General features: G+C 67.2%; 14 protein-coding genes and 1 tRNA gene. 9 read left to right on the forward strand and 6 right to left on the reverse strand.

The window, feature by feature from the left end:
* The first annotated feature begins 9 nt into the window (after positions 1-9).
* The 7 genes from bioA (at position 10) to FG94_RS08475 (ending at position 8,397) form a co-directional block, all read left to right on the forward strand.
* On the forward strand, positions 10-1,350 hold the full coding sequence (bioA, locus tag FG94_RS08445) for an adenosylmethionine--8-amino-7-oxononanoate transaminase (protein WP_036209751.1): 1,341 nt from the start codon (positions 10-12) through the stop codon (positions 1,348-1,350).
* Positions 1,351-1,352: 2 nt separating this feature from the next.
* Entirely contained in the window at positions 1,353-2,540 is a 1,188-nt protein-coding gene (gene bioF, locus FG94_RS08450; protein ID WP_036209754.1) for an 8-amino-7-oxononanoate synthase, read from the forward strand.
* On the forward strand, positions 2,537-3,379 hold the full coding sequence (gene bioD / locus FG94_RS08455) for a dethiobiotin synthase (RefSeq protein ID WP_081925866.1): 843 nt from the start codon (positions 2,537-2,539) through the stop codon (positions 3,377-3,379). The genes bioF and bioD overlap by 4 nt, the downstream gene beginning before the upstream one ends.
* 11 nt (positions 3,380-3,390) lie before the next feature.
* Complete coding sequence (gene bioB, locus FG94_RS08460) at positions 3,391-4,422, forward strand: biotin synthase BioB (protein ID WP_229445893.1); 1,032 nt, start codon at positions 3,391-3,393, stop codon at positions 4,420-4,422.
* Positions 4,423-4,490: 68 nt separating this feature from the next.
* On the forward strand, positions 4,491-6,515 hold the full coding sequence (locus FG94_RS08465) for an acetyl/propionyl/methylcrotonyl-CoA carboxylase subunit alpha (protein ID WP_036209757.1): 2,025 nt from the start codon (positions 4,491-4,493) through the stop codon (positions 6,513-6,515).
* 30 nt (positions 6,516-6,545) lie between these two features.
* Entirely contained in the window at positions 6,546-7,475 is a 930-nt protein-coding gene (locus FG94_RS08470) for a glyoxylate/hydroxypyruvate reductase A (RefSeq protein ID WP_036209760.1), read from the forward strand.
* Positions 7,476-7,479: 4 nt separating this feature from the next.
* Positions 7,480-8,397 carry a hydroxymethylglutaryl-CoA lyase gene (locus FG94_RS08475; protein WP_036209763.1) on the forward strand — a complete coding sequence of 306 codons (918 nt, stop codon included), beginning with the start codon at positions 7,480-7,482 and terminating at the stop codon, positions 8,395-8,397.
* Positions 8,398-8,453: 56 nt separating this feature from the next.
* Here FG94_RS08475 and FG94_RS08480 read toward each other — a convergent pair.
* A tRNA-Pro gene (locus FG94_RS08480) sits at positions 8,454-8,530 on the reverse strand.
* A 251-nt stretch (positions 8,531-8,781) separates the two neighbouring features.
* On the opposite strand from FG94_RS08480, the gene FG94_RS08485 reads away from it, so the two are divergent.
* Positions 8,782-9,261 (forward strand): hypothetical protein, encoded by a 480-nt coding sequence (locus tag FG94_RS08485; protein ID WP_152570901.1) that lies wholly within the window; start codon positions 8,782-8,784, stop codon positions 9,259-9,261.
* Positions 9,262-9,265: 4 nt separating this feature from the next.
* Here FG94_RS08485 and FG94_RS08490 read toward each other — a convergent pair whose 3' ends face one another.
* Positions 9,266-10,207, reverse strand: coding sequence for an alpha/beta hydrolase (locus FG94_RS08490; protein WP_152570902.1), 942 nt, complete (start codon positions 10,205-10,207; stop codon positions 9,266-9,268).
* A gap of 198 nt (positions 10,208-10,405) precedes the next feature.
* Between FG94_RS08490 and FG94_RS08495 the strand changes: the two genes are divergently transcribed.
* Positions 10,406-10,603: a hypothetical protein gene (locus FG94_RS08495; RefSeq protein WP_027866389.1), complete on the forward strand. Its 198-nt coding sequence runs from the start codon at positions 10,406-10,408 to the stop codon at positions 10,601-10,603.
* Between the two features lie 17 nt (positions 10,604-10,620).
* On the opposite strand, the gene FG94_RS28550 is transcribed toward FG94_RS08495, so the two are convergent.
* From FG94_RS28550 to rsmI, 4 genes are all read right to left on the reverse strand, one after another.
* Entirely contained in the window at positions 10,621-12,246 is a 1,626-nt protein-coding gene (locus tag FG94_RS28550; RefSeq protein ID WP_036209775.1) for a methyl-accepting chemotaxis protein, read from the reverse strand.
* Between the two features lie 11 nt (positions 12,247-12,257).
* Positions 12,258-13,778, reverse strand: coding sequence for a bifunctional diguanylate cyclase/phosphodiesterase (locus tag FG94_RS08505; RefSeq protein ID WP_081925867.1), 1,521 nt, complete (start codon positions 13,776-13,778; stop codon positions 12,258-12,260).
* On the reverse strand, positions 13,775-16,369 hold the full coding sequence (locus FG94_RS25905; protein ID WP_051996346.1) for an EAL domain-containing protein: 2,595 nt from the start codon (positions 16,367-16,369) through the stop codon (positions 13,775-13,777). The genes FG94_RS08505 and FG94_RS25905 overlap by 4 nt, the downstream gene beginning before the upstream one ends.
* A 449-nt stretch (positions 16,370-16,818) precedes the next feature.
* The gene (gene rsmI / locus FG94_RS08515) at positions 16,819-17,724 is read right to left on the reverse strand and encodes a 16S rRNA (cytidine(1402)-2'-O)-methyltransferase (RefSeq protein ID WP_036209777.1); all 906 of its coding nucleotides are present in this window, start codon (positions 17,722-17,724) and stop codon (positions 16,819-16,821) included.
* Positions 17,725-17,727: the final 3 nt, after the last annotated feature.

Raw genomic sequence — 17,727 nt, forward strand, 5'->3', positions numbered from 1 at the left:
GGATCGATTGTGAAGCAGCAAACCTCTTCCGACTGGATCGCACGCAGCCTGCGCAGCGTGTGGCACCCCTGCACCCAGATGCAGCACCACGAAGAGGTGCCGCTGATCGCGGTCAGCCATGGCAAGGGTCCGTGGCTGTATGACCACGAAGGCCGGCGCTACCTGGACGGCATCAGTTCCTGGTGGGTCAACCTGTTCGGCCACGCCAACCCGCGCATCAATGCGGCGCTGAAGGACCAGCTGGACAAGCTGGAACACGCGATGCTGGCCGGTTTCACCCACGAGCCCGTGATCGAACTGTCGGAAAAGCTGGCCGCCCTCACCGGCCACAACCTCGGCCACGCCTTCTATGCGTCCGACGGCGCTTCGGCGGTCGAGATCGCGATGAAGATGAGCTTCCACGCCTGGCGCAATGCCGGCTATTCCTCCAAGCAGGAATTCGTTTGCCTACAGGGCAGCTACCACGGCGAGACCATCGGGGCGCTGGCCGTCACTGACGTGCCGCTGTTCAAGGATGCCTACGGCCCGCTGTTGCGCGCCTCGCACGTGGTGCCGGCGCCCGATGCGCGCAATGCGGTCGAGGGCGAGTCGGCGCAGGACGTGGCCAAACGCGCCATTCTAGATGTACGCACCCTGTTCGAGGAGCGCGCCGACAGGATCGCCGCCATCATCGTCGAGCCGCTGGTGCAGTGCGCGACCGGCATGGCGATGTACGACCCGCTCTACCTGGAACTGCTGCGCGAGCTGTGCGACCAGCACCACGTGCACCTGATCGCCGACGAGATCGCGGTCGGCTGCGGGCGCACCGGCACCTTCTTCGCCTGCGAACAGGCGGCCATCTGGCCGGACTTCCTGTGCCTGTCCAAGGGCATCAGCGGTGGCTACCTGCCGCTCTCGCTGGTGCTCACCAGCGACGCCATCTACCAGGCCTTCTACAGCGAAGACATCACGCGCGGCTTCCTGCATTCGCATTCCTACACCGGCAACCCGCTGGCCTGCCGCGCGGCGCTGGCCACGCTCGATATCTTCGAGGACGACGACGTATTGAACCGCAACCGCGAGCTGGCCACGGAGCTGACCATCGCCCTGGCGCCGCTGGCCGAGCACGAGCGCGTGCGCCACTTCCGCCAGCGCGGCATGATCTTCGCCTTCGATGCGGTGGAGCCGGACCCGGCACGCGCCTCGACCTTCGCGCGCCGCTTCTTCAGCACGGCGGTGGAGAACGAACTGCTGCTGCGCCCGATCGGCCGCACGGTCTACCTGATGCCGCCCTACGTGCTGGACGACGAGGATGTCGCCGGCCTGGCCGCGCGCACGCAGAAGGTGTTTGAATCGGTGATCGCGGGTTGAATATGGATCTGATCGCAGGAATCGACCGCAAACTCGACGCGCTGGCAGCGCAAAGCCTGACGCGCCGCCGCCGCGTGACCGACGGCGCCAGCAGCCCGCGCCAGGTCGTCGACGGCCGCGAGATGCTGGCCTTTTGCAGCAACGACTACCTGGGCCTGGCGGCGCATCCGGCCATCGTCGCGGCGCTGCGCGAAGGCGCAGACCGCTACGGCGCCGGTAGCGGCGCTTCGCACCTCGTCAGTGGCCACAGCCGCGCCCATGCACTGCTCGAGCAGCGCTTCGGCGAGTGGATGGCGCCTTACATCGACAATGCGCGTGCCCTCTACCTGTGCACCGGCTACATGGCCAACCTTGCGGTGCTGACCGCACTGGGGGCGGACGCCGATGCGCAGATCTTCTCGGAAGCGCTCAACCACGCCTCGCTGATCGACGGCGCCCGCCTGGCCAAGGCGAATGTCTCGGTCTATCCGCATGGCGATGTCGATAAACTGGAACAGCAGCTGGGCGCCAGCACGGCCGGCACCAGGATCGTCGTCACCGACAGCGTGTTCAGCATGGACGGTAACCTGGCGCCGCTGCCCCAGCTGCTGGCGCTGTGCGAACGCCACGGGGCCTGGCTGGTGGTGGACGATGCCCATGGCTTCGGCGTGCTGGGACAACATGGCCGCGGCGCGCTCGAACACTTCGCCTTGCGCTCCCCGAACCTGGTCTACATCGGCACGCTCGGCAAGGCCGCCGGCGTGGGTGGCGCCTTCGTTGCGGCGCACGCCAGCGTGATCGAGCTGCTGGTGCAGCGCGCCCGCCCCTATATCTACACCACGGCCGCGCCGCCGGCGCTGGCGCATGCGCTGCAGGCCAGCCTTGATATCATCGGCGGCGACGAAGGCGTGCGGCGCCGCAGCCACCTGGCCGCGCTGGTGGCGCAGCTGCGCGATGCGCTGCGCTTGCAGCGCTGGCAGCTGGTGCCGTCCCATACCGCGATCCAGCCGATCATCATCGGCAGCAACGAGGACGCGCTGCGCGTGGCCGCCGGCCTGCACGAACAGGGCCTGTGGGTGCCGGCGATCCGTCCGCCGACCGTGGCGCCGGGCACGGCGCGCCTGCGCGTGACCTTGTCGGCTGCGCACAGCCACGACGAAGTGGCAAGGCTGGCACGCGCACTGAACGAACTGGAAAGGGCCACCGCATGAAGAACCTGAACGAACCAGACCAGCCGGTCGCCTTGACGCCCGTGCTCACGGTGCCGGGCAGCGCCGGCGCCGCGGTCGCCACGGAAGCGCCCGCCGAGCCGCAGCCGGAAGCGCTGCCGCTGGACGCCGTGCCCTCGCGCCTCTGCTGCTTCGTCACCGGCACCGATACCGAGATCGGCAAGACCCTGGTCTCCGCCGCGATCCTGCACAAGCTGGCGTCGAGCGGGCGCCGCGCCTGCGGCATGAAGCCGGTCGCGGCCGGCGCCGAGATGCGTGACGGCGAACTGCACAACGAGGACGCCGACATGCTGCGCGCGGCCGGCAACGTGCACCTGCCAAGCAGCATCACCACGCCCTTCATGCTGAAGGAGCCGGCGGCGCCGCACATCGCCGCCGCGCTGGAAGGCGTCACCATCGAACCGGTGCCGATCCTGGCTGCCTACACCGAGATCCACGCGGCCTCGGACGCCGTCGTGGTCGAAGGCGTCGGCGGCTTCCGCGTGCCCTTCAACGACGATTTCGACAGTGCCGACCTGGCCACGCAACTGAACCTGCCGGTGATCCTGGTGGTGGGCATGCGCCTGGGCTGCATCAGCCATGCGCTGCTGACCGTGGAGGCCATCGTATCCCGAGGCCTGGTGCTGGCCGGCTGGGTCGCCAACACGGTCGACCCGGACATGCGCTTCGAGCGCGAAAACATCGACGCGCTGGAACAACGCATTCCGGCGCCGCTGCTGGGCCACGTGCCCCGCCTGCAAAACCCGACGGCGCAAGCCGCCGCAGAATATATCGACCTCGCGGGGCTGCCGGGCTGGCATTCCCCGCGCGTCCAGACTTAAGGAAAACCGAGATGTCCCAAACTAACACCGTCGCCCTCCACCGTCCTGTCGCCATCAAGCAGGCCGAGAACGCCACCTGGCCGCTGGCCGACGTGCTGGCTCTGTTCGAGCTGCCCTTCAACGAACTGATGCACCGCGCCCAGACCGCGCACCGCGCCAACTTCCCGGACGGCGACGTCGAACTGGCCACCCTGCTGTCGATCAAGACCGGCGGCTGCGAAGAAGACTGCGGCTACTGCCCGCAGGCCGCGCGCTACGACACCGGTGTGGAAGCCAAGAAGATCCTCGACCTCGACACCGTGTTGAGTGCTGCGCGCGAAGCCAAGGCCAACGGCGCGACCCGCTTCTGCATGGGCGCGGCGTGGCGCAGCCCGAAGGAGCGCGACATGGAGAAGGTCGAAACCATGGTGCGCGAAGTGAAGGCGCTCGGCATGGAAACCTGCGCCACCCTCGGCATGCTCGAAGAGGGCCAGGCCGAACAGCTCAAGAAAGCGGGCCTGGACTACTACAACCACAACATCGACACCGCGCCGGATTTTTATAACAACGTGATCTCCACCCGTGAGTACCAGGACCGCCTGGACACGCTCGGCCGCGTGCGCAGCGCCGGCCTGAAGGTCTGCTGCGGCGGCATCGTGGGCATGGGCGAGACGCGCGAGCAGCGCGCCGGCCTGATCGCCCAGTTGGCCAACCTGAACCCGTATCCGGAGTCGGTCCCGGTCAACCACCTGGTGCAGGTCGAAGGTACCCCGCTGCACGGCGTCGAGAAGCTCGACCCGATCGAATTCGTGCGCACCATCGCGGTGGCGCGCATCACCATGCCGCAGGCGCGCGTGCGCCTGTCCGCCGGCCGCCGCGAGCTGGGCGAGGCGGTGCAGGCGATGTGCTTCATGGCCGGCGCCAACTCGATCTTCTACGGCGACAAGCTGCTCACCACCGGCAACCCGGAGGCGGACGACGACCGCGTGCTGCTCGAGAAGCTGGGTCTGAAGACGCGCGCCGCGACGCTGGATTCGGCGCCGAAGGCTGCCTGCGGCTGCTGATGCACCGCGGCCGGGGAGACACGGCCGCAACCAACCAATTCGAACAACCAGAAGCGAAAGACAAACGCATGTTCACCAAAATCCTCATCGCCAACCGTGGCGAAATCGCCTGCCGTGTCGCCGCCACCGCGCGCCGCATGGGTATCCGCACCGTCGCCGTCTACTCGGAAGCCGATGCGGGCTCGAAGCACGTGGCGGTCTGCGATGAGGCGGTCCTGATCGGTCCGAGCGCCGCCAAGGACAGCTACCTGCGCGGCCAGAAGATCATCGAGGTGGCCAAGGCCCTAGGGGCCCAGGCGATTCACCCGGGCTACGGCTTCCTGTCCGAGAACGCGGAGTTTGCCGAAGCCGTGCAGGCCGCCGGCCTGGTGTTCATCGGCCCGCCGGGTTCCTCGATGCGCGCGATGGGCTCGAAGTCGGCCGCCAAGCAGCTGATGGAGGGCGCCAACGTGCCCCTGGTGCCGGGCTACCACGGCGACAACCAGGACCCGGGTTTCCTGCGCGAGCAGGCCGACCGCATCGGCTACCCGGTGCTGCTCAAGGCCAGCGCCGGCGGCGGCGGCAAGGGCATGCGCGTGGTCGAGCGCTCGGAAGACTTCGAAGCCGCGCTGGCTTCGTGCAAGCGCGAAGCGATCAGCTCCTTCGGCGACGACAAGGTGCTGGTCGAGAAATACCTGATCCGCCCGCGCCACATCGAGATCCAGGTGTTCGCCGACACCCATGGCAACTGCGTCTACCTGCACGAGCGCGACTGCTCGGTGCAGCGCCGCCACCAGAAGGTGCTGGAAGAAGCGCCGGCCCCTGGCATGACCCAGGACCGCCGCGCCGCCATGGGCGAAGCGGCCGTGAATGCCGCGCGCGCGGTCGGCTACGTGGGCGCCGGCACGGTGGAATTCATCGCCAACCAGGACGGCTCCTTCTACTTCATGGAGATGAACACCCGCCTGCAAGTGGAGCACCCGGTCACCGAAATGATCACCGGCACCGACCTGGTCGAATGGCAGCTGCGCGTGGCCTTCGGCGAGCCGCTGCCGAAGAAGCAGCATGAACTGGCGATCCACGGCCATGCGATCGAGGCGCGCATCTACGCCGAGAATCCGGAAAAAGGCTTCCTGCCGTCGATCGGCACGCTGCGCCACATGGACACGCCGCAAGCGGTCGAATTCCAGCTGGGCGCCGACGGCACGAATCCAGCCGCAGTGCGCGTGGACTCGGGCGTGCGCGAAGGCGATGCGATTTCGCCTTTCTACGACCCAATGATCGCCAAGCTGATCGTCTGGGGCGCCGACCGCACCCAGGCCCTGGCGCGCCTGTCGCAGGCCCTGGCCGAATTCCAGATCGTCGGCCTGGCGACCAACATCGCCTTCCTCAAGCGCCTGGTCGAAGGCGAGGCCTTCTCGACGGCCGACCTGGACACCGGCCTGATCGACCGCCACGGCGAAACGCTGTTTCCGGCCCCTGGCGCCGCCCCGCTGGGCGCCCTGGCCCTGGCCGCGCTGGCGCTCAGCAGCGGCGAAACCGTGCGCGGCGCGGCCAATCCGGCCGATCCGTGGGCGCAGGCACGCGGCTGGCGCATGAACAGCGCCTACCGCCGCGTGCTCTCCTTTGCCGATGAGTTCAGCGGCGACAAAGGCTACCAGGTCGGTTTGACCTATGGCGCCCACGGCTGGGACATCGACGCGGGCGGCGAGCGCCGGCCCTTGGCACTGGTGCGCCACGAAGGCGCCGAGCTGAGCATCCGCCTGGGCGAAACCTCGCTGCACGGCAGCGTGCGCCGCGACGGCGATCTGTTCCACGTGTTCACCGGCGGCCGTCATTACACCCTGTCGTACAATGACCCGATGGCGCATGCCGGCGAGCACGAGGCCGCGGGCGGGCGCCTGACCGCGCCGATGCCGGGTAAAGTGGTGGCGGTGCTGGCCTCGTCCGGCAAGGAAGTGAAGAAGGGCGAGCCGCTGGTCATCATGGAAGCGATGAAGATGGAGCACACGATTTCCGCGCCGAGCGACGGCCTGGTGGAAGAAGTGCTGTACCAGGTCGGCGACCAGGTGGCGGATGGCGCGCCGCTGCTGGCCTTCAAGGCCGCGGCGTAACACCAACACAAGAATAAAGAGGGGGAGACCATGCGCATACTCCTGTTCCGTGGAGACGGCGTGATCGAGCCATGGGTGCGCGAATTCGCCGCCCTCATGCCGCAGGTGGAGACCGTCGCATGGAAAGAAGGCGCCGCCCTGCCGCCCTGCGACTACGCGGTGGTATGGAGCCCCACGCCGGCCCTGCTGGACCAGCTCGCGCACGTGCGCGCGATCTTCCTGATGGGCGCCGGCGTCGACGCCCTGCTCAAGCTGGGCGAGGCCTTGCCACCGGTGCCGATCGTGCGCCTGGGCGATGCCGGCATGGGCGTGCAGATGGCGGAATACGTGTCCCATGCGGTGCTGCGCTACTACCGCCACTTCGACGACTACGAACAGCAGGCCCGCCACGGCGTCTGGGATCCGCTGCCGCTCACGCCTAAGGAAGAATTCGCGGTCGGGATCATGGGCCTGGGCAGGCTCGGCCTGCCGGTGGTCGAGGCGATGCGCCTGTTCGGCTTCCCGGTGCGCGGCTGGAGCCGCACGCCCAAGGACATCCCCGGCGTCGAATGCTTCCATGGTGAGGAAGGGCTGGAGCCCTTCCTGCGCGGCACCAAGGTGCTGGTATGCATGCTGCCGCTCACGCCCGAGACGGCCAACCTGCTCGACCGCCACAACCTGGGCAAGCTGCAGCCGGGCGCCTATCTCATCAACGTCTCGCGCGGCGCCATCCTGGCCGAGCCGGACCTGATGACCCTGATCCGCTCCGGCCAGATCGCCGGCGCCACGCTCGACGTGTTCCGTCACGAGCCGCTGCCGGCGCCGCACCCGTTCTGGAACGAGCCGCGCATCAGCATCACCCCGCATATCTCGGCGCTCACCGTGCGCCACGACGCCGTGCGCCAGATCGCCGACAAGATCGCGAGGCTGGAGAGCGGCCAACCCGTCGACGACATCGTCGACCGCGATCTAGGATACTGAAAGAATGAACCAAGCCAGCCTGCCGAAGAAGGTAAAGATTGTCGAAGTGGGGCCGCGCGACGGCCTGCAGAACGAGAAGGAAGCGCTGTCCGCCGAGGTGAAAATCGAGCTGGTCAATCGGCTGGCGCGCGCGGGCTTTCCCAACGTCGAGGCGGCTTCTTTTGTGTCGCCCAAGTGGGTGCCGCAGATGGCCACCAGTGCGGAAGTCATGGCCCGCATCGAGCGCCTGCCGGGCACGATCTACTCGGCGCTGACGCCGAACATGCAGGGCTTCGAGGCGGCGCTGGCCGCCAAGGCGGATGAAGTGGTGATCTTCGGCTCGGCCTCGGAAGCCTTCTCGCAGAAGAACATCAACTGCTCGATCGCCGAGTCGATCGCACGTTTCGAGCCGGTGGCAAAAGCCGCCAAGGCCAACAATCTGCGCCTGCGCGCTTCGATCAGCACGGCCTTCGGCTGCCCCTACCAGGGCGAGGTGCCGTTGGAAAGCGTGGCCGACGTGGTGCGCCGCATGCGCGACCTCGGCGTGGATGAAATCGATATCGCCGACACCATCGGCGTGGCGACCGCGCGCAAGACCCAGGCCGTGATGCTGCGCGCGGCGCAGGAATTCCCCCTGGAACTCCTGTCCGGCCACTTCCACGACACCTATGGACAGGCGCTGGCCAACATCTACGCGGCGCTGGAAGTCGGCGTGGCCATCTTCCACTCGTCGGTGTCGGGCCTGGGCGGCTGCCCGTATGCGAAGGGCGCGACCGGCAACGTCGCCACCGAGGACGTGCTCTACCTGATGAACGGGCTGGGGATCGAGACCGGGATCGACCTCGACCAGGTGGTGGATGCGGGGCAGTTCATCTCGCAGCAGCTGGGGCGCAAGGGCGCGAGCCGCGCCGGGAATGCCATTGCGGCGAAACGCGCCGGCTGAACACACCCGACAACGAAAAAAGCCGACAGTTTTCACTGTCGGCTTTTTCTTGAAACTGGTCGGAGTACAAGGATTCGAACCTTGGACCCCCTGGTCCCAAACCAGGTGCGCTACCGGGCTGCGCTACACTCCGAAGACGAAGATCATAACGCGTCGGCCAAACCAGGTCAAGGCTTAAGGGCAAAATAAGCAGCTCACCGTATTCTCTGGCGCATTATTCATGATTGTGCGGACAATATTGTGTATCTAGCAGTCCATGACAGCCTGCATGAGGGTAAGCGGCAGGAGCACAGGCGCTTCCTGGCCGGTGTCGGGGTGTCCGTGACTGTGCACATTCTCTTGATGCTTGCCTATCGCACTACTGGGCCAGCTCCGGTCCCCGCCGTGCCTGAACCGCCCTCTTTCATTACTGTGCGAATCGCGCCGCCGCTGCCGGCGCCGGCGCCGCCGCGCGCCGAGCCGGCAGCGCGACAGCGCAGCGCAGCGCCAGCGGCACGCAGCGCACGCAACGACCGTAAGTCGACGCCGCAAGCCGTGATTGCGGTTCCGGCATCACCCGAACAGGAAGACGCGCCGGATGTCTTCACGGTGCAACAGGCGGACGAACCGGCGCCAGGCGAGGCGCCCCAGTTCGACATGAACGTCGCCAGGCAGACAGCGCGACAACTGGCAGGTCAAACAAAACTGGGCCGCGAAGGACATGCGAACGCGCAATTCCCCGATCCGCCCCTGGAAACGGAATCGAAGCTCGGCAAGGCCATCAGCAGGGCCAAGCGCCGCAACTGCAAGGACGGCATCCCCGGTGGATTGCTGGCGCCGCTGTTCCTGGCCATGGACAAGAAGGACCACGGCTGCAAGTGGTAAGGCCTTACGCGCCCTTCTTCGGCTTCAGGTAGCCGTGCATGTCCAGCCAGCGCGCGAAGCCGTCGAACCAGCCGGTGCTGGTGGTCGTCTTCTGGTACATGCCGAAGCCGTGGCCGCCCTGCTCGTAGAGGTGGAACTCCACCGGCCGCTTGGCGGCGCGCCAGCTGTCGACCAGGCCATAGCCGGCATTGCCGAACAGCGGATCGTCCGCGGCAAGGGCGATGAACAGCGGCGGCGCGTCAGGCGGCGCCTTCATCGGGCTGAGTGGGCCGTAGACGTTCCCGATGAAGGCGGGTTTGGCGTCCTGCCCATGCAGCGCGGTGGCCATGGTCAGCATCGCGCCGGCAGAAAAGCCGACCATGCCGATGCGCTCGGGATCCACCCGCCACTCCTTGGCGCGCGAGCGCACCAGCGCGAAAGCCGCGCGCGCATCGGCGATCTGCGGCGCCAGGGTCACGGCGGGATCCTGCTGCGACGCTCGCCGGGCCGCCTGCGCGCCCGCCGAGAACATCTGCGCCATCGAGCGCCCGAATTCCCCCATGTCCTGCGGCGTCTGGTTGAGGCGGTACTTCAGCACGAAGGCCGCCACGCCCTTGTCGGCCAGCGCCCGGGCCACGTCCCAGCCTTCGTTATTCATCGACAGCGTGCGAAAGCCCCCGCCCGGCGCGACGATCACCGCGGCGCCGGTCGCCTTTCCGGGGGCCGGCAGGAAGGGCGTCAGGGTCGCCAGCGTGACGTTGCGGGCGAACACGCTGCCGTACTGGCTGTGCCAGCTTTCCTTCACGCTCGCGCCCGGCAGCTCGCCGGTCCCCAGCACGATCGCGTCCGGCTGCGCCGGGATCGCGATCGGCGTCATCTTGTCGTCCTGCGCCAGCGCCGGCACGGCCAGGGCGCAAGCCAGGCCGGCTACCCCGGCAGCCAGGCCCATGCGGATTGTCCTCATCATGTGTTTTCTCCTCTCCAACGGTTACTTCCAAGCACTGCAGTTTTATAATGGTTGCGCTAACATTCTGCGGCAATTCCTTGGCAAGGGACCAATAACTTTTTATCGCATGCCGATATCCGAATTGGTATCAGGGGCTGCTGCAGTAGAATGCCTTGGAAGCCGGTTGCACCGACCGGCAAGGCAAGAACAGGAATCAAGATGGCAAAGAAGGAAGAACTGGACGAAGAAACGCTGGCCTTCATCGGCTGGCTCACCGAAGTGGAGAAATTCCTGGTCGCCGGCGGCGCCACCGTCAGGCAGGCCCAGGACCATATCGAAGAACAGGTCGAATGGTTCACCGACCAGTTCTACGATGGCTTGAGCCCTGAAGAAGCCGCGAAAGAGGCGCTCGCCTGAAGGCTTGACGCGGCCTGTCAGGCCTGCGCCAGCAGCTGCACAGGCGGCCTGCCCGCACCAAAGTGACCGGCCGCGCCAGTACCCTTGAGGCCCTGCGTACGCAGGCGGAAGGCGCCGACCGCCTGCGCCAGGCTGTGCGCTTCCTCGCGCAGCGCCTGGGCCGCGGCGGAGGCCTGCTCGACCAGGGCCGCGTTCTGCTGGGTGGCATGGTCCATCTGGATGATCGCCTGGTTCACCTGTTCGATGCCGGTGGCCTGCTCCTGGCTGGCCGCCATGATCTCGGCCATGATGTCGGCGACGCGGCCGACGCTGCGGACGATCTCTTCCATCGTGGCGCCGGCCTGCTCCACCAAGGTCGAGCCTTCGCTCACCGTCCGTATCGAATCCTCGACCAGCGTCTTGATTTCCCTCGCAGCCGCGGCGCTGCGCTGGGCCAGGTTGCGCACCTCGCCGGCCACCACCGCGAAGCCGCGTCCCTGCTCACCCGCGCGCGCGGCCTCCACCGCGGCATTCAGGGCCAGGATATTGGTCTGGAACGCGATGCCGTCGATGACGCCGGTGATGTCGCCGATGCGCGCCGCCGAGGCGTCGATCGCGGCCATGGTGTCCACCACCTTCGCCACCACCTGCCCGCCCTGGTTCGCCACCGCCGACGCCGACTGCGCCAGCCCGTTGGCCTGGCGCGCATTGTCGGCATTCTGCTTGACGGTCGAGGTCAGCTCTTCCATCGAAGCCGCGGTCTCCTCCAGCGAAGCCGCCTGCTGTTCGGTACGCGCCGACAGGTCCAGGTTGCCGGCCGCGATCTGGCCGGAGGCGGTGGCGATGGTGTCGGTGCCGCCGCGCACCCGTCCGACGATGGCGGCCAGCCCTTCGTTCATGTCGCTCAGCGCCTGCATCAGGCGGCCGGTCTCGTCCCGCCCCTGGACGTCGATGTCCCGGGTCAGGTCGCCGTCGGCCACGGCACCGGCGATCCGCACCGCCTGCTCGAGCGGACCGACGATGCCGCGCACCAGCACCACCCCGACCGCGCCGGCCAGCAGCAGGCCCAGGATCATGCCGCCCAGGCAGACCGCGCGCACCACTTCGAACTGGCGGCGCGAGGCCTCGTTCGACTGCCTGGCCTCGTCGAGCTGCAGCTGGATGAGCGCATCGATGGCGGTGGCGGCGGGCCGGAACAGCGCCACCAGCGGACCGTGCACGATCTGGCGCGCAAGCTCCAGGTCCCCGGCGCGCAGGGCCGCGGCGGCGGGCTGCAGGCCACGCTCGACGAAGGCTGCGCGCGCCTGCAGGAAGCGCGCGGCGGCTTCCTGCTCCTGACCTGCCAGGCTAGATCCGGTGTAGGCCTTCCACTGTTCGTCGATCACGGCCTTGTTGCGCTCGATGTCGTCGAGCAGGGCCGGCACGTGGGCAGCATCGGCCGTCAAGGCCTCGGAGACGTTGAACTGGTTGCGGTTCAGCCTGCGCACGATCTGGTCGAGCTGGCCCAGGCGGACCAATCGGTCGGCGTACAGGGACTGCAGCTCGTCGTTGGCCTGTCCCAGGCTGAACAGCCCGACGGTCGCGCCGATGACCAGTTCGATGCCGAGCAGGGAGAGCACGAGCAGGAGGCGGAGCTTGATGCTGAGTTGATTGAATAGACGCATAGGATGGACTCTTACATGGTTGAACACAGGGCCGGCGCTTCCTCCGCCAGCAGGCGCGCTACCTCGTCGGGCCAGACAGGCCGGCTGAAGTAATACCCCTGGATTTCATCGCAGCCGTTTTCCTTCAGGAAGGCCACCTGCTCCGCCGTCTCCACGCCCTCCGCGACCGCCGACAGGCCGAGCGAATGGGCCAGGGTGATGATGGCGCGGATGATGGCCGCGCCGGTAACATCGCCTTCCATGTCCCTGACGAAGGCGCGATCGATCTTCAGCACGTCGAGCGGGAAGCGCTTCAGGTAGCTCAGCGAGGAATAGCCGGTGCCGAAGTCGTCGATCGACACGGTCACGCCGAGCTCCCTCAGCGAGCGCAGCAAGTCGGCGGCGTCCTCGGTGTCGTGCATGACGGTGCTCTCGGTGATCTCGAGCTCCAGTCCGGCCGGCGCCAGGCCGCTGTCCTCGAGCGCGCTGCGCACCCGCCCGGCCAGCCCGGGCTGCTGGAACTGCCGCGCCGACAGGTTGACCGACACGCGGCCGCCGAACAGGCCTTGCGCGCGCCATGCGGCGGCGCAGGTGCAGGCTTCGCGCAGCACCCACAGGTCGAGCTCATTGATCAGGCCGCTCTCCTCGGCCAGCGGAATGAAGCGCGCCGGCGACAGCAGGCCGAGTTCCGGATGGCGCCAGCGCACCAGGGCCTCGACGCCGACCATATGCCCGTCCTTCATGCTGATGCGCGGCTGGTACTGGAGCACGAATTCCTTGCGCTCGATGGCATGGCACAGCATGGTTTCCAGGTCGACCCGTTCGCGGATCGCGCCGCCCATGCGGGGCATATAGAAGCACAGGTGCGCCGGTCCTTCGTGGCGTGCGCAGGCGCTCGCCACTTGCGCCATGTGCAGGAGCTGGGGCGCCTGGCAGGGCTCGGGCGGCAGGACCGCAATGCCCACGCTGGCCGACAGGAACACGCAGTGCCCGCCCGGCGCGAACGGCAGGCGCATGCATTCCTGCAGTCCCCTGGCGAGCGCCGTCGCGCCGTCGCGGCCGGCCTGCCTGCACACGACGATGAATTCGTTGCCGCCCTGGTGCGCGAGCAGGTCGTCCGGGCCCAGCCGCGCAGCCAGGCGCGCCATGCATTCGTGCAGCACCTCGTCGCCCCCGGCCCAGCCATAGTGGCTGTTGATCTTCCTGAAGCCGTCGATGTCGAGCACGATCACGGCCACCGAGCCGCCGTCGCGACGTGCGGCATCGATCGCTTCGGCCAGCACGTCCAGCGCGTGGCGCCGGTCCGGCAACGGGGCGGGCGCGTCTGGCGCGGATGGAGAGCACGAGGCAGGTTCCGGACGGTGTCCCACACCCGGTTCCGGCACGCGGCGCGCCCGCACCACCAGGATGATGGCCGCGCCGGCGCTCACGCCGACCGCGAAGGCCAGCAAGCTCGCGCAGCTCAGGGCCAGCCCCAGGGCGAGCACGGCCAGCAGGGCGCCCAGGATCACCAGGCGCAGGCCGCCCGGCATACGGTGCAGCAGTGTCCTCATGTCGACGCGTCCACGTATCCGCCGCGCAGCCGCCGTTCGATCTCGGCTGCCGGCGCCGGCTTGCCGAACCGGTATCCCTGCAGGTGGCGGCAGCCGTGCGCTTCCAGGAAAGCCTGCTGCTCCGCGCTTTCGACGCCCACGGCCACCACGTCCAGCTGCAGCGAGCCGGCCAGCGCGATCACCGCATGGACGATGGCGGCCGCGTCGCTGTCGCCCGGGATATCGGCGACGAAGGAACGGTCGATCTTCAGGCCATGGATCGGGAAGCGCTTGAGGTTGGCCAGGCTCGAGTAACCGGTACAGAAATCGTCGATGGCCAGCTGGATGCCCATGTTCGACAGGCGCACCATGGCCTCGGCCGCGGTGCCCGGACTTTCCATCAGGAGGGTCTCGGTGATCTCCAGCGTCAGCGCGTTCGGGTCGCAGCCCGACGCTTCCAGCAGCTGCTCCACCTGCGCGGCGATGTCCTGCTGGTGGAACTGGCGCGCCGAGACGTTCACGCTCATGCGCAGCGGCGCGAGGCCCATGCGGGCGAACTCCGCCAGCTGGCGCATCGCGGTGGCCAGCACCCACTCGCCGATCGGCACGATCAGGCCGGTTTCTTCCGCCAGCGGGATGAAGTCGGCGGCCGGCAGGACCTCGACGCCGTCGACCTCCCAGCGCAGCAGGGCTTCCAGCCCGACGATGCGGCCGCTGGCGATGTCGACCTGGGGCTGGTAGTACAGGCGCAGTTCCTCGCGCTGCAGCGCGCGCTGCAGCCTTGCCTCGACATGCAGGTGCTCTTCGGCACGCATGCCCATGTCCTCGGTATAGAAATGGAAGTGGTTGCCGCCGTTCGCCTTGGAGCGGTACATGGCGGTATCGGCGGCCTTGAGCAGGGCCGTCGGGTCCTGCCCGTCGCGCGGATAGAGCGCGATGCCGATGCTCCCGGTGGGGAACAGCTCGTTCCCGGCCAGCATCAAGGGCTGGAACAGCTCCGACAGCACCTTCTGGGCCACCAGGGCCGCGTCGCCGCTACTCGCCAGGTCCGGCAGCACCACGACGAATTCGTCGCCGCCCTGGCGCGCCACGGTGTCGCTCTCGCGCAGGCTGTGGCTCAGGCGGCGCGCGATCTCGATGATCATCTGGTCGCCCGCCTCGTGCCCGAGACTGTCGTTGACGTGCTTGAAGCGGTCGAGGTCGACGAACATCACCCCGACCAGGCGTCCGCTGCGCTGGGCCTGGGAGATCGCGTGCGCGAGCCGGTCCTGCAGCAGGATGCGGTTCGGCAGCCCGGTCAGCGCGTCGTGGTTCGCCATGCGCAGCAAGGCCTCCTCGGCCTCCTTCCTGCGCGAGATGTCCTCGACCGCGATGATCAGGCGCAGCTGGCCGCTGACGGCTTCGCGCATCGCGGACGCGCTGACCGTCACCCAGACCGGGTTGCCGCGCTTCGAGATGAAGCGTGTCTCGCGCTGGAAGTCGCGGATCTCGCCGTCGATGAGCTGCCGGAACAGCGCACGGTCTTCCAGCAGGTTGCTCTGGTAGGTGATCTGGTAAAGGAAACGCTGGAGCAGCTCGATCTCGGTAAAGCCGACGATCTGGGTCAGCTTGCGGTTGACCCGCACGAAGCGGCCTTCGCGCGACAGCAGGGCAATGCCGACCGCGGCCTGGGAGAAGGTCAGGCGGAAGAATTCCTCGCTTTCCTGCAGGCGCAGGCGGGCCTGGCGCTTGAAGGTGACGTCGTGGCCGATCAGCAGCAGGATCTTCTCGTCGGCCTGCCTGGTGCGGCGGATGTTGAATTCGAAATAGCGCACCCCGTCGGCATGGCCGTCGACCGTGACGACGATACCGTCCTGCGGCGCGCCGGATGCCAGCGCGGTGGCCATGCGTTCGGCCAGCTCGGGCGAAGGCAGCAGCGATTCCAGCCAGGGGTTCGCCTCGAGCGCATCGTCCGGGATGCCGAGCATGTCCCGCATCGTCGCATTCATCGAGCGGATCCGGCCGGAGGCATCGGTGACGATCAGCCCGGCCGGCATGCCGCCGATGACCTGTTCCAGGTAGTTCTGGTGCTGGACCACGCTGCGCCGGTCGGCGTGGGCATAGGTGTCGAGGGCCAGGCCCATGTCCAGGCAGACGACCTTGAGCACGCTGTTGAACATCGCCCGGAAGCGTTCCGGCTCGGCGTGGAACTGCTTCCACAGGAGGTCGAACATGCCCGCCACGTACTTGCGGTAGGCCCCGATATACCATTTCGGCTCCAGCCCGATGCGCTGGTGGACCAGCCCGACCCGCAGGCGGTCGCGGATGTAGGCGTCGTCGTAGTCGCCCGAAGTCAGGCTGCGGAAATAGGCGGCCTGCGAGTGCTTCAGGCGCTGGACGGTGCCGTCGTCCTTCACCAGCTGGCGCAGCTGCGGAAAACCGAGGATGTGCTCGTAGAAGTCGTCCGAGAAGGTGTCGGTGTCTTCCACGGCCAGGCCGTGCAGCTCGCGCAGCAGGGCGAGATCGTCCGGGCGCAGGTCGAGGAAGGCCATGCGTTCGGCCACCTCTTGCTGGTCGAGTCCAATTTCGCGTCCGATCGTGTCGACCGTTTCATCTAATGCGTTGGTCGGCATTGACCTCACAAGCTGCTGCACATGCTGCACCATAGCGATACCCATCGTCGTTGATTGAAGCCACAAAAGAACGCCATTGCCAACAGGCATGTCGTTGATTACTCAGCAATCGATCCGGAAGGGTGCTCGAACGAGCGGGAATGCCACTGGCTTTGAGTGAACTACGGTAGCGATGCGAGTTCTCGCGGTTAACACCTTAATTCATGATTCCCACAAGATATTTAAGTGAATACAGAGCAATATTGTAGGTACGCAATTTATGCCGATCAAACCATTTGCTTGATCTGAATCAAAAATTGCTTAACTAAATTTCCATTCACATGACGGCGTGACAACGCATTGCGCTGCCCGGCACAGGAAATGGAGAGGGAAACAGGGGGGAGGCCTGGGCGGAGAGCCCAGGCCAGGGAAAAAGGGGCAAGACTATTGCAGGCGGGCGGCCGGGACCATCACTCGCCCTTGATCTGCAGGGCGCGCTCATACAGCGCATTCTTCTTGCGCCCGGTGATCTGCGCCGCCAGGTTCGCGGCCTGCTTGACCGAGCATTCGCCCAGCAGGATCTGGAGGATGCGTTCCGCCTCGGCATCCTGCGCATCGGTTTCCAGGGTGGCCCCTTCCACCAGCACGACGAATTCGCCGCGCTCGCGGTGCTGGTCGGCCGTGACCCAGGCCCGTGCCTCGCTCAGCGGGCAGCGGTGCACTTCTTCGAACATCTTGCTCAACTCGCGCGCGAACACCACCTGGCGGGTCGGCTCGAACACGCTCATCAAGCCTTCGACGCACTCGACGATGCGGTGCGGCGCTTCGTAGATGACGAGGGTCGAGGTCTCGCGCGCCAGCTCGGCCAGCGCGCTTTCGCGCTGCTTCGATTTTGCCGGCAGGAAGCCGACGAAATGGAAGCGGTCGTTCACCAGGCCGCTGGCCGACAGGGCCGCGATCGCCGCCGACGGTCCCGGCAGCGGCACCACGTTCAGCCCGGCCGCGCGCACCGCATCGACGATCTTCGCCCCCGGGTCGGAGACGGCCGGCGTGCCCGCATCCGACACCAGGGCCACGCGCTGTCCGGCCTGCAGGCGCTCGACGATCTTGTCGGCCACCTCGCGCTCGTTGTGCATGTGCGCGGCGATGGTCTGCTTGCTCAAGCCAAAGCGCTGCAACAGCGCGCCGGTCTTGCGGGTGTCTTCACAGGCCACGACATCGGCGAGCGCCAGCAGGTGCAGTGCGCGCAGCGTGATGTCGGTGACGTTGCCGATCGGTGTAGCCACGACATACAGCGTTGCGGTAGGATAGGACTGCTGGGCCGCTTCGCCCATGACGGGAAGCCGGGCGATGTCGATGGTCTGCTGTTCTGTCATAAG

It is taken from the genome of Massilia sp. LC238 (assembly GCF_000735635.1).
GTDB classification, from domain to species: Bacteria; Pseudomonadota; Gammaproteobacteria; order Burkholderiales; family Burkholderiaceae_D; genus Telluria; species Telluria varians.

Excerpts from the sequence above, each read along its gene's own strand:
- bioB (WP_229445893.1), top strand. The coding sequence starts at position 3,391 with ATGTCCCAAACTAACACCGTCGCCCTCCACCGTCCTGTCGCCATCAAG.
- FG94_RS25905 (WP_051996346.1), bottom strand. The coding sequence starts at position 16,369 with ATGCCGACCAACGCATTAGATGAAACGGTCGACACGATCGGACGCGAA.
- bioD (WP_081925866.1), top strand. The coding sequence starts at position 2,537 with ATGAAGAACCTGAACGAACCAGACCAGCCGGTCGCCTTGACGCCCGTG.
- bioF (WP_036209754.1), top strand. The coding sequence starts at position 1,353 with ATGGATCTGATCGCAGGAATCGACCGCAAACTCGACGCGCTGGCAGCG.
- FG94_RS08475 (WP_036209763.1), top strand. The coding sequence starts at position 7,480 with ATGAACCAAGCCAGCCTGCCGAAGAAGGTAAAGATTGTCGAAGTGGGG.
- FG94_RS28550 (WP_036209775.1), bottom strand. The coding sequence starts at position 12,246 with ATGCGTCTATTCAATCAACTCAGCATCAAGCTCCGCCTCCTGCTCGTG.
- rsmI (WP_036209777.1), bottom strand. The coding sequence starts at position 17,724 with ATGACAGAACAGCAGACCATCGACATCGCCCGGCTTCCCGTCATGGGC.
- FG94_RS08465 (WP_036209757.1), top strand. The coding sequence starts at position 4,491 with ATGTTCACCAAAATCCTCATCGCCAACCGTGGCGAAATCGCCTGCCGT.
- FG94_RS08490 (WP_152570902.1), bottom strand. The coding sequence starts at position 10,207 with ATGATGAGGACAATCCGCATGGGCCTGGCTGCCGGGGTAGCCGGCCTG.
- FG94_RS08505 (WP_081925867.1), bottom strand. The coding sequence starts at position 13,778 with ATGAGGACACTGCTGCACCGTATGCCGGGCGGCCTGCGCCTGGTGATC.
- FG94_RS08470 (WP_036209760.1), top strand. The coding sequence starts at position 6,546 with ATGCGCATACTCCTGTTCCGTGGAGACGGCGTGATCGAGCCATGGGTG.
- FG94_RS08495 (WP_027866389.1), top strand. The coding sequence starts at position 10,406 with ATGGCAAAGAAGGAAGAACTGGACGAAGAAACGCTGGCCTTCATCGGC.